At 61.3% G+C, this 13,664-nt stretch carries 12 protein-coding genes; 4 read left to right on the top strand and 8 right to left on the bottom strand.

Going from position 1 to position 13,664, the window contains the following annotated elements; genetic code table 11:
- Positions 1 to 28: 28 nt before the first annotated feature.
- The 7 genes from AB4O05_RS20210 to AB4O05_RS20180 form a co-directional block, all read right to left on the bottom strand.
- Positions 29 to 1,432 (bottom strand): sigma-54 interaction domain-containing protein, encoded by a 1,404-nt coding sequence (locus tag AB4O05_RS20210; RefSeq protein WP_460135709.1) that lies wholly within the window; start codon positions 1,430 to 1,432, stop codon positions 29 to 31.
- A gap of 107 nt (positions 1,433 to 1,539) precedes the next feature.
- Positions 1,540 to 3,117, bottom strand: a complete 1,578-nt coding sequence (locus AB4O05_RS20205) for an ABC transporter ATP-binding protein (protein ID WP_460164789.1) — start codon at positions 3,115 to 3,117, stop codon at positions 1,540 to 1,542.
- Positions 3,118 to 3,127: 10 nt separating this feature from the next.
- On the bottom strand, positions 3,128 to 4,150 hold the full coding sequence (locus AB4O05_RS20200) for an ABC transporter permease (RefSeq protein WP_460135710.1): 1,023 nt from the start codon (positions 4,148 to 4,150) through the stop codon (positions 3,128 to 3,130).
- Complete coding sequence (locus AB4O05_RS20195; RefSeq protein WP_460135711.1) at positions 4,150 to 5,211, bottom strand: microcin C ABC transporter permease YejB; 1,062 nt, start codon at positions 5,209 to 5,211, stop codon at positions 4,150 to 4,152. The genes AB4O05_RS20200 and AB4O05_RS20195 overlap by 1 nt, the downstream gene beginning before the upstream one ends.
- Entirely contained in the window at positions 5,211 to 7,070 is a 1,860-nt protein-coding gene (locus AB4O05_RS20190; RefSeq protein WP_460135712.1) for an extracellular solute-binding protein, read from the bottom strand. Before AB4O05_RS20190 ends, AB4O05_RS20195 begins: the two co-directional genes overlap by 1 nt.
- Positions 7,071 to 7,201: 131 nt before the next feature.
- The gene (locus AB4O05_RS20185; RefSeq protein ID WP_460135713.1) at positions 7,202 to 7,483 is read right to left on the bottom strand and encodes a peptidylprolyl isomerase; all 282 of its coding nucleotides are present in this window, start codon (positions 7,481 to 7,483) and stop codon (positions 7,202 to 7,204) included.
- Between the two features lie 126 nt (positions 7,484 to 7,609).
- Complete coding sequence (locus AB4O05_RS20180) at positions 7,610 to 8,104, bottom strand: DUF1543 domain-containing protein (RefSeq protein WP_460135714.1); 495 nt, start codon at positions 8,102 to 8,104, stop codon at positions 7,610 to 7,612.
- Between the two features lie 106 nt (positions 8,105 to 8,210).
- On the opposite strand from AB4O05_RS20180, the gene AB4O05_RS20175 reads away from it, so the two are divergent.
- The gene (locus AB4O05_RS20175; RefSeq protein WP_460135715.1) at positions 8,211 to 9,032 is read left to right on the top strand and encodes an aldo/keto reductase; all 822 of its coding nucleotides are present in this window, start codon (positions 8,211 to 8,213) and stop codon (positions 9,030 to 9,032) included.
- Between the two features lie 52 nt (positions 9,033 to 9,084).
- On the opposite strand, the gene AB4O05_RS20170 is transcribed toward AB4O05_RS20175, so the two are convergent.
- Positions 9,085 to 9,600, bottom strand: a complete 516-nt coding sequence (locus tag AB4O05_RS20170) for an Hcp family type VI secretion system effector (protein ID WP_460135716.1) — start codon at positions 9,598 to 9,600, stop codon at positions 9,085 to 9,087.
- A gap of 475 nt (positions 9,601 to 10,075) precedes the next feature.
- On the opposite strand from AB4O05_RS20170, the gene tssA reads away from it, so the two are divergent.
- Genes tssA through tssC form a run of 3 tightly spaced genes read left to right on the top strand, consistent with a single transcriptional unit; the run spans position 10,076 to position 13,662 of the window.
- Positions 10,076 to 11,626 (top strand): type VI secretion system protein TssA, encoded by a 1,551-nt coding sequence (gene tssA, locus AB4O05_RS20165; protein WP_460135718.1) that lies wholly within the window; start codon positions 10,076 to 10,078, stop codon positions 11,624 to 11,626.
- Positions 11,627 to 11,660: 34 nt separating this feature from the next.
- Entirely contained in the window at positions 11,661 to 12,158 is a 498-nt protein-coding gene (gene tssB / locus AB4O05_RS20160; protein WP_460135719.1) for a type VI secretion system contractile sheath small subunit, read from the top strand.
- Positions 12,159 to 12,186: 28 nt separating this feature from the next.
- The gene (gene tssC / locus AB4O05_RS20155; RefSeq protein WP_460135720.1) at positions 12,187 to 13,662 is read left to right on the top strand and encodes a type VI secretion system contractile sheath large subunit; all 1,476 of its coding nucleotides are present in this window, start codon (positions 12,187 to 12,189) and stop codon (positions 13,660 to 13,662) included.
- Positions 13,663 to 13,664 lie beyond the last annotated feature (2 nt).

Below are 13,664 nucleotides of genomic sequence, written 5' to 3'. Positions count from 1 at the left end.
GGGGTGTCTGTGTTTGTGGAATTTGGTCTCAGAAATGAGACTGGACAATACCTAAGGCGACCATCTTCTTGTACAGCGTCGAGCGCCCCAGCCCCAACCGACTGGCGGCCTCGACCACATTGCCGTCACAGGCCTGCAGCGCCGCCGCGATCACCTGCCGATCGAAGCGCTCCCGCGCGGCGGCGAAGGTCTCGCCCTCGACGGTGTGCACGTCGCTGCGCATCACCGGGCTGAACGTGCCAATCGCCGCACGAACCTCGGCGGCATTCAGCACCAGGTCATCACTCAACAATGCCGCGCGTTCCAGCACATTGCGCAGTTCACGGATATTCCCCGGCCACGCATGCTGCGCCAACAACGCCAGAGCCGCGCGGTCGAGTTCGTGGTGGCTGTGCAGTTCTTCGAGAATCGCCTCGCTCAATGCCGGAATATCTTCCAAACGCTCACGCAGCGGTGGCACCTGGATCGGCAGCACATTCAGCCGGTAATACAGGTCGGCACGAAACTCACCGCGCTTGATCGCCGCTTCCAGGTCCATGGACGTCGCCGCGATCACCCGCACATCACTGTGCAGCATCTCGTTGGAGCCCACCGGCTCGAATTCCTTTTCCTGCAACACCCGCAGCAGTTTGCTTTGCAGTGGCAGCGGCATGTCGCCGATTTCATCGAGGAACAGTGTGCCGCCCTGGGCAATCTGGAACTTGCCGGGGCGGCCCTTGCGGTCGGCGCCGGTAAATGCGCCTGGCGCGGTGCCGAAGAACTCGGCTTCGAGCAAGTCATGGGGGATCGCGGCGCTGTTGATACTGACGAACGCCTTGTGCGCACGGGGCGATGCACCATGGATGGCCTGGGCCAGCAGCTCTTTGCCGGTGCCGGTTTCACCCAGCAGCAGCACTGGCGACTCGGCGCTTGCGCTGCGCCGTGCACGGCGCTTGACTTCGAGGCTGGCGGCGCTGGTGCCGATAAAGTGCGCGAAGTTGTATTTGCTCTGGCGTTTGCGCAGCAGAGAGCGGGTGGAGGCCAATTCCTGCTGCATGCTCAGGTAACGTTCGATCAGCGGCGACAGGTTGCGCAGTTCATCGAACAGCGCAAAACCAATCGCCCCGATCACCGTGCCGGCGTCGTTGTGGATCGGCAGCCGCATCACCACCAACGGGCCTTTGGGAGTGTCCTGGATGTCCAGCAGGATCGGCTGGTCAGTGCGCACCACCTGGCGTAACAGGCTATTGGAAATCACCTGCTCACAGGGCTGGCCGATGGCTTCGTCGGCGCTGTTCAAACCGAAGCGCTTGGCGTAGCGCTCGTTCATCCACACGATGTTGGCGTCGCGGTCGACAATCACCGTGCCTTCGCTGGACTGCTCGATGATCTCGAACAGCGACTGGATGGCCAGGCCGCGAACCTGTTGGTAGTCCTTGAGGCTGGTACTCATGCGTGCAGAATCCTGTAGGAGCGAGCTTGCTCGCGAAAAACATTAACGATGACGCGGGCCTGCTGGTTGAACGCGGTGTCCTGGGGTTTTTCGCGAGCACGCTCGCTCTACAAGGGGATGCGCGCGGCGGCCAGCAGTTCCTGGGTGTACGGGTGTTGCGGCGATTCAAACACTTCATGGCTGGCGCCACGCTCCACCACCTTGCCCTCCTTGATCACGATCATGTCGTGGGCCATGGCGCGTACCACCGCCAGGTCATGGCTGATAAACAGGTAGGTCAGGCCGTATTTTTCCTGCAGTTCACGCAACAGCGCCACCACTTGTTTCTGCACCGTACGGTCGAGGGCGGAGGTGGGCTCGTCCAGCAGCATCAGCGCCGGCTTGAGCACCAGGGCACGGGCGATGGCGATGCGCTGGCGCTGGCCGCCGGAAAACTCGTGGGGGTAACGATGCCGGCTGGCCGGGTCGAGGCCCACGTCCTTGAGCACCTGGATCACTTGCGCGTCACGCTCGGCCAGGCTGCACGGCGCATGCACCTCCAGGCCTTCGCTGATGATCTGCTGCACCGACATGCGCGGGCTGAGGCTGCCGTAAGGGTCCTGGAACACCACCTGCATCTGCTTGCGCCACGGGCGCATCTGGTGATGGTTGAGCGGGTCGAGGGCTTGGCCCTGGAAGCGAATGCTGCCGGTGGAATCCAGCAGGCGCAGGATCGCCTGGCCCAGGGTGGACTTGCCCGAGCCGGACTCGCCGACGATCCCCAGCGTCTTGCCACGCTGCACGCTCAGGCTGATGCCGTCCACCGCGCGCAGGTAGGTCTTGCGCTGAAACAGCCCGCCGCCGAGAGGGAATTGCACGGTCAGGTCGTGCACCTCCAGCACCGTCTCGCGCGCTTCGCCGCACAGCGGCTCGCCCGCCGGTTCCGCGTCCAGCAGCAGTTGGCTGTAGGGATGTTGCGGTGCGGTGAACAAGGTCTCGCAGTCAGCCTGCTCGACGATCTCGCCGGCGTGCATCACGCACACGCGCTGAGCCATGCTGCGCACCAGGTTGAGGTCGTGACTGATCAGCAGCAACGACATGCCCAGGCGTTGCTGCAGGGATTTGAGCAGCAGCAGGATCTTGCGCTGCACGGTCACGTCCAGGGCGGTGGTGGGTTCGTCGGCGATCAGCAGTTCCGGCTCGCAGGCCAGGGCCATGGCGATGATCACCCGCTGGCGCTGGCCGCCGGACAACTGATGCGGATAGGCCTTGAGGCGTTCCCGGGGTTTCTGGATGCCCACCAGTTCGAGCAGTTCGAGGATGCGCGCCTGCGCCGCCTTGCCGCCCAGCCCTTTATGCAGCAGCAGGGTTTCGCCGATCTGCTTTTCGATGCTGTGCAACGGGTTGAGGGAGGTCATCGGCTCCTGGAAGATCATCGCGATGCGGTCGCCGCGCAGTTTCTGCAGGGTTGCCGCGGGCGCGCCGATCAGTTCCTGGCCGCGATACTTCACCGAGCCACGGGTGTGCGTGCCCGCCTGCGGGAGCAGTTGCAGGATCGAGTGGGCCGTCACCGACTTGCCCGAACCCGACTCACCCACCAGTGCCAGGCATTCGCCGGGGCGTACGTCCAGGCACAGGTTGTGCACCACGGTCTGCCCGCTGAAGGCCACGCAGAGGTCGCGGATCTCGATCAGGTTGTCGCTCATAGGGATTCACTCATGACCGTGGGTCGAAGGCGTCGCGCAACGCCTCGCCGATAAATACCAGCAGCGACAGGATCAGCGCCAGGGTGAAAAACGCCGTCAGGCCCAGCCACGGCGCTTGCAGGTTCTGCTTGCCCTGGGCGATCAGCTCGCCCAGCGACGCGCTGCCGGCCGGCATGCCAAAGCCAAGGAAATCCAGGGCGCTCAGGGTGGAAATCGCCCCGGTCAGAATAAACGGCAGGTAGCTCAAGGTGGCGGTCATGGCGTTGGGCAGGATGTGCCGGCCAATGATCTTGCCATCGCCCAGGCCCAGCGCCCGTGCGGCCTTGACGTACTCCAGGTTGCGCCCGCGCAAGAACTCGGCGCGTACCACATCCACCAGGGCCAGCCAGGAAAACAGCGCCATGATCCCCAGCAGCCACCAGAAATTGGGTTCGACAAAACCCGACAGGATAATCAGCAGGTACAGCACCGGCAAACCGGACCAGACCTCCAGAACACGCTGGCCGATCAGGTCGACCCAGCCACCGTAGTAACCCTGCAACGCCCCGGCGGCAATGCCGATGGCGGCGCTGATCGCGGTGAGCGCCAGGGCAAACAGGATCGACACCCGCGCGCCGAAGATCACCCGTGCCAGCACATCGCGGGACTGGTCATCGGTGCCCAGCCAGTTCGTTGCCGACGGCGGGCTGGGGGCAGGGCGGGTCAGTTCGTAGTTGGGCGTGTCGTCGCTGAACGGGACCGGCGGGAACAGCATCCAGCCGCCGTCCCGCTTGATCAGCTTTTGCACGTAATCGCTGCGGTAATCCGCCTGGAAGGGCAGTTGGCCGCCAAACTGCTGCTCGGTGTAGCGCTTGAACACCGGGAAATACAGCTCGTTCTTGTAGCTGAGCACCAGAGGCTTGTCATTGGCGATCAACTCGCCGCCCAACGTCAGGATAAACAGGCCGATAAACAGCCACAGCGACCACCAGCCACGGCGGTTCTTCTTGAACCGCTCGAAGCGCCGACGGGCCACGGGAGACAGGTTGAGCATCAGGCGTTCCTCGCGGCGAAGTCGATACGCGGGTCCACCAGGGTGTAGCAGAGGTCGCCGATGAGTTTTATCAAGAGGCCGAACAGCGTGAAGATAAACAGCGAACCGAACACCACCGGGTAGTCCCGGGAGACCGCGGCTTCGTAACTCATGCGACCGAGGCCGTCGAGGGAGAAGATCACTTCAATCAGCAGGGAGCCGGCGAAGAACACGCTGATAAAGGCTTGGGGAATGCCCGAGATCACCAGCAGCATCGCGTTGCGGAACACATGGCCGTACAGCACGCGTTGTTCGCTCAAGCCTTTGGCGCGGGCGGTGACCACGTACTGGCGCGTGATTTCATTGAGGAACGAGTTCTTGGTGAGGATGGTCAGGGTGGCGAACCCGCCGATCACCAGGGAGGTCACCGGCAGTACCAGGTGCCAGAAATAGTCGGCAATCTTGCCGACGGTGCTCAGTTCCTCGAAGTTTTCCGAGACCAGCCCGCGCACCGGGAACCAGTTCAGTGACGTGCCACCGGCAAACACCACGATCAGGAACATCGCAAACAGGAATGCAGGCATCGCATAGCCGATCACGATGGCGGTGCTGCTCCACACGTCAAAGTTGCTGCCGTGGCGCACCGCCTTGCGGATGCCCAGGGGGATCGACACCAGGTAAGTGATCAGCGTGGCCCACAGGCCGAGAGAAATGGTGACGGGCATCTTTTCCAGGATCAGGTCGATCACGGTCTTGCCACGAAAGAAGCTGTTGCCGAAATCCAGCCGGGCATAGCTCTTGAGCATCAGCCACAGGCGTTCCGGCGCCGGCTTGTCGAAGCCGTACTGTTTTTCGATGTCCTTGATCAGCTTCGGGTCCAGGCCGCGACTGGACCGCGAGCCGCCGTTGATGCCTTCACCGGATGAGCCGCCGACCCCACCCCCGCCGATCCCCTGCAGGTGGGCGATGGCCTGTTCCACCGGGCCGCCGGGGGCTGCCTGCACAATCACGAAATTCACCAGCAGAATGATCACCAGGGTCGGGATGATCAGCAGCAGGCGGCGCATGCTATAGGCAAACATCAGCGGGCTCCCGCGCGTTTTTTAAGCTCGGCGTTCATCTGTGCGTTCGTCAGCGGCGTGGGGCTGATTTCCCACCAGGTTTCCAGTGCTTCGTCGTTCCTGGCCTCGATGGCCGGGCGCCCGAAGCGGTTCCACCACGCGGCGGAGGTGCCGGGCGGATAGTAGTTGGGGATCCACAGGTAGTTCCATTGCAGTACACGGTCCAGGGCATGGGCGTAGGTGAGCATCTGTGCCTGGGTGTCGGCCTTGACCAGGCCTTTGATCAGGCGGTCGACGGCCGGGTCCTTGAGCACCATGTAGTTGTTGGCGCCCGGATCGAACGCCGCGCTTGAGCCGAAGTAGTTATACAACTCCATGCCGGGCGAGGTGGTGACGGGGAAGCCGGTGACGATCATGTCGTAGTCCCGTGTCATCAGTCGGTTGACGTACTGCGAGGAGTCGATGCGGCGAATATTCAGGGTGATACCGATCTGCGCCAGGTTGCGTTTGTAGGGCAGCAATAAACGCTCAAGGCCGGCCTGGGCGTTGAGGAAGGTGAACGTCAGGGGCTCGCCCTCGGCGTTTACCAGCTTGTCACCGTCGGGTTTCCAACCGGCGGCTTCCAGCAGGGCGAGGGCTTGCAGTTGCTTGTCGCGGATCATGCCGCTGCCGTCGGTGACCGGTGCCTTGAACACCTGGGTAAACACCTCGTCGGGAATCTGCCCGCGCAAGGGCTCGAGCACCGCCAGCTCTTCCGGGGTCGGCAATTGCGTGGCGGCCAATGGGCTATTGGAAAAGAAACTCTGCTGGCGGATGTACATATTGCGCATCATCTGCCGGTTGGCCCATTCGAAGTCCCACAGCATCGCCAGGGCCTCGCGCACGCGGCGGTCCTTGAAGATCGGCTTTTGCACATTGAACACATAGCCTTGGGCCGGTTGCGGCATGTCCTTGGCCAAGTGCGCGCGTTGCAGGCGGCCATCATCCAGGGCCGGACCGTTGTAGCCGATGGAAAAGCCGGTGGCGGAGAATTCGCGGTTGAAGTCATAGGCGCCGCCGCGCAGCACCTGCCGGGCCACTTCGGTGTCGCCGAAGTATTCCAGGCTCAGGTGATCGAAGTTGTACAGGCCACGGCTCACCGGCAGATCCTTGCCCCACCAGTCCGGGTTGCGGGTAAAGGTGATGGTGCTGCCCGAGTCGATCTTGCTGATCCTGTACGGGCCGCTGCCCAACGGGGCCTCATAACCACCGCCATTGGCAAAGTCGCGAGTCTTCCACCAATGTTCGGGGAACACTGGCAGGGTGGCGATATCCAGGGGCAGGGTGCGGTTTTCATTGCTGGAAAAGTCGAAGCGCACCTGGCGCTCGCCTTCCACCTCGACGTGCTTGACGTCGGCGAACAGGGTGCGAAAGCGCAGGCTGCCTTGGGTCATCAATAAATCGAAGCTATAGCGCACGTCTTCGGCGGTGATGGGCTTGCCATCGGCAAAGCGTGCCTTGGGGTTCAGGTAGAAGCGCAGTGACAGGCCGTCATCGGCGCGCTCCATTTTTTCCGCAACCAGGCCGTAGACCGTATAAGGCTCGTCCAGGGAACGCTGGGCCAGGGGCGCATAGAGCCAGCCGTCGACCTGGGACACGCCGATGCCTTTGTCGATATAGGGCAGCACATGGTCAAAGCGCCCGATCTCGATCGCCGAGCGCCGCAGGCTGCCACCCTTGGGGGCATTGGGGTTGGCGTAGTCGAAATGACTGAAACCGGCGGGGTACTTGGCCGGTTCGCCGTACACCGTGAGGTACGGTTGCGGCGCCGCGAGCACGGCGCTGCTGGCCAGCAGCAGGGCGAGGGTGGAGCTCAATAGAGTCGAAAAGGCCAATCGCATTATCAGTCTTGAACGCCGGGTGAAGAAGAATAAGGATTTGTACGCTAACGGCATCCGTGTCGCCAGTCATCACATGCACAACGGCCCACCAAATGGCGGGCCGTTGTTTCAAGCATCAGCGCAGGCGAGGATCAGTCCTGGCGGCTGGTGACTTCCAGCAGGTGGTAGCCGAACTGAGTCTTGACCGGGCCTTGCACGGTGTTGACTGGCGCGCTGAATACCACGGCGTCGAATTCTTTGACCATCTGGCCTGGCCCGAACGAACCCAGGTCACCGCCTTGGCGGCTGGATGGGCAGGTGGAGTTGGCTTTGGCAATTTCTGCGAAATCGGCGCCGCCTTCGATTTCAGTCTTGAGTTCGTTGCACTTGTCTTCACTGGCAACGAGGATGTGACGGGCGGTGGCTTTGGCCATGGGGAGTAACTCCTTGAATGAAAAGGTGAGCGTACCGGATTCAGGCGGTTATTTCCTGGCAAAGTTCCCCTCGATTGCCCGGGCGGTTCGGCCGTGAGCGTGGCGCCACCCCAGGCGAGCGGGCATTCAGGGCAGCACGATATAGTCATTCTGCTGGCGGATGGGGCTGTGCGGGCCTTGCACCAGGTGGATATAGCGACCGTCCACCAGGTCGATGGGCAGGCAGTCGTCGACATCCAGTACCCCGTCGGTATGGGACTGCGACCACTGGCGCAGCATCTGCTGTTTGCCTAGGGCCTTCGCCTCCTGTTTGTTGCGAGCGACCACCAGCAGGTAGTGGTGGGCTTCGCCAAACGCATGGGCTTCATAGCCGCCCAAATTGATGAAGTACAGGCGTTGATCCCCTGCCTGGGGCGCCAGGTGGCTGAGTTCGACCTTCCAGCCGTCGACGCCATCGACCGCCATCCACGCGTCGATATGCACGCCCTTGGGGTTGCCAAACCAGGCATCGCGCAACTGCGGGTAGGTGGCGTGCAGCGTATCCGCCACGGCGAATACCACATCATGTACTTCGATCCTGGCCCGTGGGTGCTTGCCCCCGAGCATCACGACAAACAGCATTGCAGGTTCTTCCTGGCGACTTGGCGGACGGCAACCATACTTCGATTGAACCCTTTTGTCCGGCCAATGCCACACTGTCAATCCGCGAATTCATCAGGAGGTTGTCATGCGTACTATCGATCTGGCGGGCGTTCCCGTCCCTGTCATTGGCCAGGGAACCTGGCGCATGGGCGAAGATCCGAGCCTGCATCGCGCGGAAGTCGCGGCGTTGCAACTGGGGATCGACGAGGGCATGAGCCTGATCGATACCGCCGAGATGTACGGCGAGGGTGGCGCGGAACGCGTGGTTGGCGAAGCCATCCAGGGCCGGCGTGACCAAGTGTTCCTGGTGAGCAAGGTCTACCCGCACAATGCCAGCCGCCTAGGTGTCCCGCGTGCCTGCGAGGCCAGCCTCCAGCGCCTGGGCACTGAGCATATCGATTTGTACCTGCTGCACTGGCGTGGCCAATACCCCCTTGAAGACACCGTCGAGGCCTTCGAGCATTTGCGCGAGGCCGGCAAGATCGGTCGCTGGGGCGTCTCCAATTTTGACGTGGCGGACCTGCAGGAGCTGGCAGCCCCGGCCTGTGCCACCAACCAGGTGCTCTACAACATCGAAGAGCGCGGCATCGAGTTCGACCTGTTGCCCTGGTGGCAACAACACCATTTGCCGTTGATGGCGTACTGCCCGATTGCCCAGGGTGGGAAACTGCTGTCCAGCCCGACACTCAAGCAAATTGCCCAGCGCCACACGGCCACACCGGCCCAGGTTGCCCTGGCCTGGGTCCTGCGCCAGCAAGGTGTGATCGCTATCCCCAAGGCCGTGACGCCCGAGCATGTAAGGCTGAATGCCGCCGCCGTCAACCTGCTGCTCGATGAACACGACCTGGATGCCATCGACCGCGTGTTCGGCGCGCCCAAGCGCAAGCATCCGTTAGCGATGGTGTAGCGGCCTGCAGAAACGGCGCCGTCCCTGGCCACCGTTTGCGCAGTGGTACGACTTAACCCGCTACCGGGCTGCGCCAGTCATCCGACCCGGAGGTGCCGGACACTTCGTGGGTCCACACGATCTTGCGGTAGGTGAAGTACACATCCTCCAGATGGGTGAAGTGGGCGTTGTCAGGGTCCTGGCAGTTGGGCATGCGCGACTGGATATCCACCAGCGTGGCGCCCTCCAGCTCAATGGTGAAGTAATGCTCCTGGGTACCCGCCGAAGAAGTGCGGAACCACTCCAGTCGGCACTTGACCTCTTCACCGCTGGTCAACGCGCTGAACAGTAACGGCGAGGACTTATCGAACACCTTGCTGATCATCAGGGGCTTGTGCACTCGTTGGCCCGTCGGCTGGCCGGACTGCGGGTCACGGGGAATGATCACCTGATGGGAGAAGGCCTGGACCAGAATCTGATCCTCGTGGCCTTCCTGATAAATGTTGCCTACCGAGTCCTGGGTGAACGTGCCTGCCGTCATCAAACCTTGTTTGACACCGGTGATGGAAAGATACGCGGGTGTTGGCATGCTGGGTTTCCTTGCCTGATTAAAAGGTAGTTCCAACCAAAGAAGTTATTGGTTGGGCAGGCTCCTATAACAAGAAGCGTGCCGAAAAGTGCGAAGGCTAGTCAGTGCGCGGGTTGGCGATGATCGGCAAGATTGAAGTCGAACGGTTATAAAGTATTCAAGGGGTTTTTTGTTGTGTTGTTTGCGCATAAGTGTGCATTAAGTTGCTCATGAGTGTCATGCCTCCAGTATTAATGTTTTCATGAGTTCCTGATTTAAACAGTGTTTTTACTGCGCAATATGCTGCGCAGCCCTGTTTTTCTGGGGGTTGTAGGAAACTGCTTAAGTAACACTCCTATGCTTGCTGAATGTTGTGGGCGTGGTTAATGTTCGCGGACTTCGTGGCAGGCAATCCGCAGTTAGAGCGTGTTATACATCGCGCCGTTAGTAGCGAAAGTTTGCCGGTCATATCTTGAAAAGTCTTGCGTGGCTCACAATGATTTATTCGGACAAGCTTTACGCTTATTACCTTGAACTTGCACGGTTGCCCTGTTCGCAAAGCAGCTTTGCGGGCAGTGATATGCGTTTTTCCAGTGAGTTCGAAGCGCTGGAGTCCGAGCTTGTAAAAGTGCAGTCCATCCATGGCGTCGGCCAGCCGGACTGGCAAAGCGTTCTGGAGGCCAGTGAGTGCCTGTTGCGTGAGCATTCGAAGGACCTGCGGGTCGCCGTCTGGCTGACGTGGGCGTTGCACCAGCGCGAGTCCTTTGCGGGCCTGCTGGCCGGCCTTGGGTTGCTGCGCCATCTGTGTGAACAGCACTGGTCGATTGTCTACCCGGAAAAATCGCGTACCCGTGGCGCGGCGTTCGCCTGGTTGGTCCTGCGCCTCGAGACAGTGCTTGCGCAGAACCTGGCGCTGCAGGACCAGCAACCCTTATTCCGATCCCTGCTTGAACACCTCGCGCGTCTTGATGAGCTCTGGGCCGTGCAGTTGAAGGATGACGCGCCGCTGATGTTGCCGATTCGCAGGCAACTGGACCAACGATTGCAGCGCGCCGCGCAGGGCGAATCGCCGGCCACCGGGCTGAATGCCGTTGTTGCGCAGGTCAAGCAGGCGACGACCCAGTTGTTGACGCAAAACGAACCAGCCGTAGACAGTGAAAAAGACGCACATAAAGTGCTGCGTGCCTTGCAGGTGCAGGCGCGTCCGTTATGTGCCTGGTGGTTGCGCCAGAACGCGACCGACCTGCGCGCCTTGCGCCTGAATCGGACGCTGGCGTGGCTGACCCTGGTCAGCTACCCCGACGCAGACGCCGAGCAGGTGACGGCGCTGCGCGGCCCCGCGCCGGACAAGCTCAAGCGTTATCAAGAGCGTTTTGCCCAAGGCCAGCATGCCGACCTGATGCTGGAGCTTGAAGCCACGCTCTCAGGGGCGATGTTCTGGTTCGACGGCATATACATGGTCTGGCAATGCCTGCAAGTCCTGCAGGCCGACCTGGCGATGACCGAGCTCGAAGTCAGCCTTGCCCTGTTGCTGCAGCGCTTGCCCAACCTGCCGGCATTGCGCTTTCACGATGGCAGCCCATTTGCCGACGGCCGCACCCGCGACTGGATCGCCCACCAGGTTTGCCGCCACTTGCAAGCCCCGCAGGCGCCCAGCGTGGTGGCCGATGCCGAGCCGTGGGAAATCGCCTTGCAGGAGGCAGTGCCCAGGTTGCGAAAAGACGGGCTCAAGGCGGCGGTGCAGGCACTCAAGCACGGGTTGCAAACCGCCGGTGGCGATCGCGCCCGCTTTCACTGGCGGCTGGCGCAGGCCCGTTTATGTGTACACGCGGGCAAGCATGAGCTGGCGAAGATCCAGCTTGAACACCTGGACCTCGAGTTGCAACGCACCGGCCTGGAGCGTTGGGAGCCGGAGCTGGCGCTGCATGTGACACAACTCCTGCACCGCTGCTGCGACCTGATGCCGCAAAGCCACGCCGTGCGCGAGCGTAAGGAAGACACCCACCGCAGGCTGTGCCTCTTCGATCTTGAAGCGGTACTTGAATAGGCTCTCGAGCCACTTGAAAAAAAGGAGAAACACCATGGCCAAAGAAGGTTCGGTAGCACCCAAGGAACGCATCAATATCACGTTCAAGCCCGCCATCGGTGGCGCACAGGAAGACGTCGAGCTGCCGCTCAAGCTACTGGTGCTGGGAGACTTCACCCAGCGTGAAGACCTGCGCAAGCTTGAAGATCGCAAGCCCATCGCCATCGACAAGAACACCCTCGATGAGGTGCTCGCCAAGCAATCGTTGAGCCTGACATTGAATGTGCCCAATCGCCTCCAGGAGTGCGCCGACGTAGAAGAGCTGGGCATTGAGGTGCGCATCCATTCGATGAAGGACTTCAACCCCGCGAACCTGGTGGACCAGATCCCCGAGTTGCACAAGCTCATGGCCCTGCGTGAGGCGCTGATGGCGCTCAAGGGACCGCTGGGCAACACGCCGAGCTTTCGCAAGGCCATCGAACAGGCGCTGGCGGATGACGAATCCCGTGCCCGTGTGCTGGCCGAACTGGGCCTGAACAATCCTGCGGCCTGACCATTTTCAGTAAAAGGACACTGACGTCATGACAACTCAACAAACCCCTGTGCCCGTACATGCCGCCGACGAGTGCAGCATTCTCGATAACATCATTGCCCAGACATTGCTCAGTGCCGATGACGAGGCTTATGGCATCGCCAAGCGTGGCGTTTCAGCGTTTATCGAAGAACTGATCAAGCCGCAGAATACGGGGGAGCCGGTGAAGAAACACCTGGTTGACCGGATGATCGCCGAGATCGACGAGAAGCTCAGCCGGCAAATGGATGAGATTCTGCACCACCCGGACTTCCAGGCCCTCGAAGCTGCCTGGAAAGGTTTGCAGCTGCTGGTCGATCGCACCAACTTTCGCGAAAACATCAGGATCGAGCTGCTGAACGTCTCGCGGCAGGACCTGCTGGATGACTTCGAAGACTCGCCGGAGGTGATTCAATCCGGGCTCTACAAGCACGTCTACAGCGCCGAGTACGGTCAGTTCGGCGGTCAGCCCGTGGGTGCGATCATCGGCAACTACTTTCTTTGCCCCAGCGCTCCCGATGTGAAGCTGATGCAATACGTATCCAGCGTCGCCTGCATGGCCCATGCGCCGTTTATCGCCGCCGCCGGGCCGGGTTTTTTCGGCCTGGAAAGCTTCACCGGGCTCCCCGACCTGAAGGATCTCAAGGATCATTTCGAAGGCCCGCAGTTTGCCAAATGGCAAAGCTTTCGCCAGAGCGAAGATGCGCGCTACATCGGGTTGACCGTGCCGCGTTTCCTGCTCCGCACGCCTTATGACCCCCTTGAGTGCCCGGTCAAGACCTTCGCCTATCAGGAAAACGTGGTGAACAGCCACGAGCACTATCTGTGGGGGAACACCGCCTACGCCTTTGCCACGCGCCTGACCGACAGCTTTGCGCGGTTTCGCTGGTGCCCGAACATCATCGGCCCGCAAAGTGGCGGCGCGGTCGAAGACTTGCCCCTGCATCATTTCCATAGCATGGGCGAGATCGAAACCAAGATTCCCACCGAAGTACTGGTTTCCGATCGCCGCGAGTACGAGCTGGCGCAAGAGGGTTTCATTGCCCTGACGATGCGCAAGGGCAGTGACAATGCCGCGTTCTTTTCCGCCAGTTCGGTACAGAAGCCCAAGCATTTTGGCATCAGCGCCGAGGGCAAGGAGGCCGAGCTCAATTACCGCCTCGGCACGCAGCTGCCCTACATGATGGTGGTCAACCGTCTGGCCCATTACCTCAAGGTGCTGCAGCGCGAGCAGCTGGGTTCGTGGAAGGAGCGTACCGACCTGGAACTGGAACTCAACAAATGGATTCGCCAATACGTCGCGGACCAGGAAAACCCCAGTGCCGAAGTCCGTGGGCGCCGACCGTTGCGCGCCGCGCGCATCGTGGTCAGCGATGTCGAGGGCGAGCCAGGCTGGTACCGCGTCAACCTGAGTGTGAGGCCCCACTTCAAGTACATGGGGGCTGACTTCACGTTGTCCCTGGTTGGCAAGCTCGACAAAGAATGAGC

The sequence above is a fragment of the Pseudomonas sp. S1_G07 genome, assembly GCF_054668565.1.
This window is presented reverse-complemented; position numbering and strand designations above follow the sequence as displayed.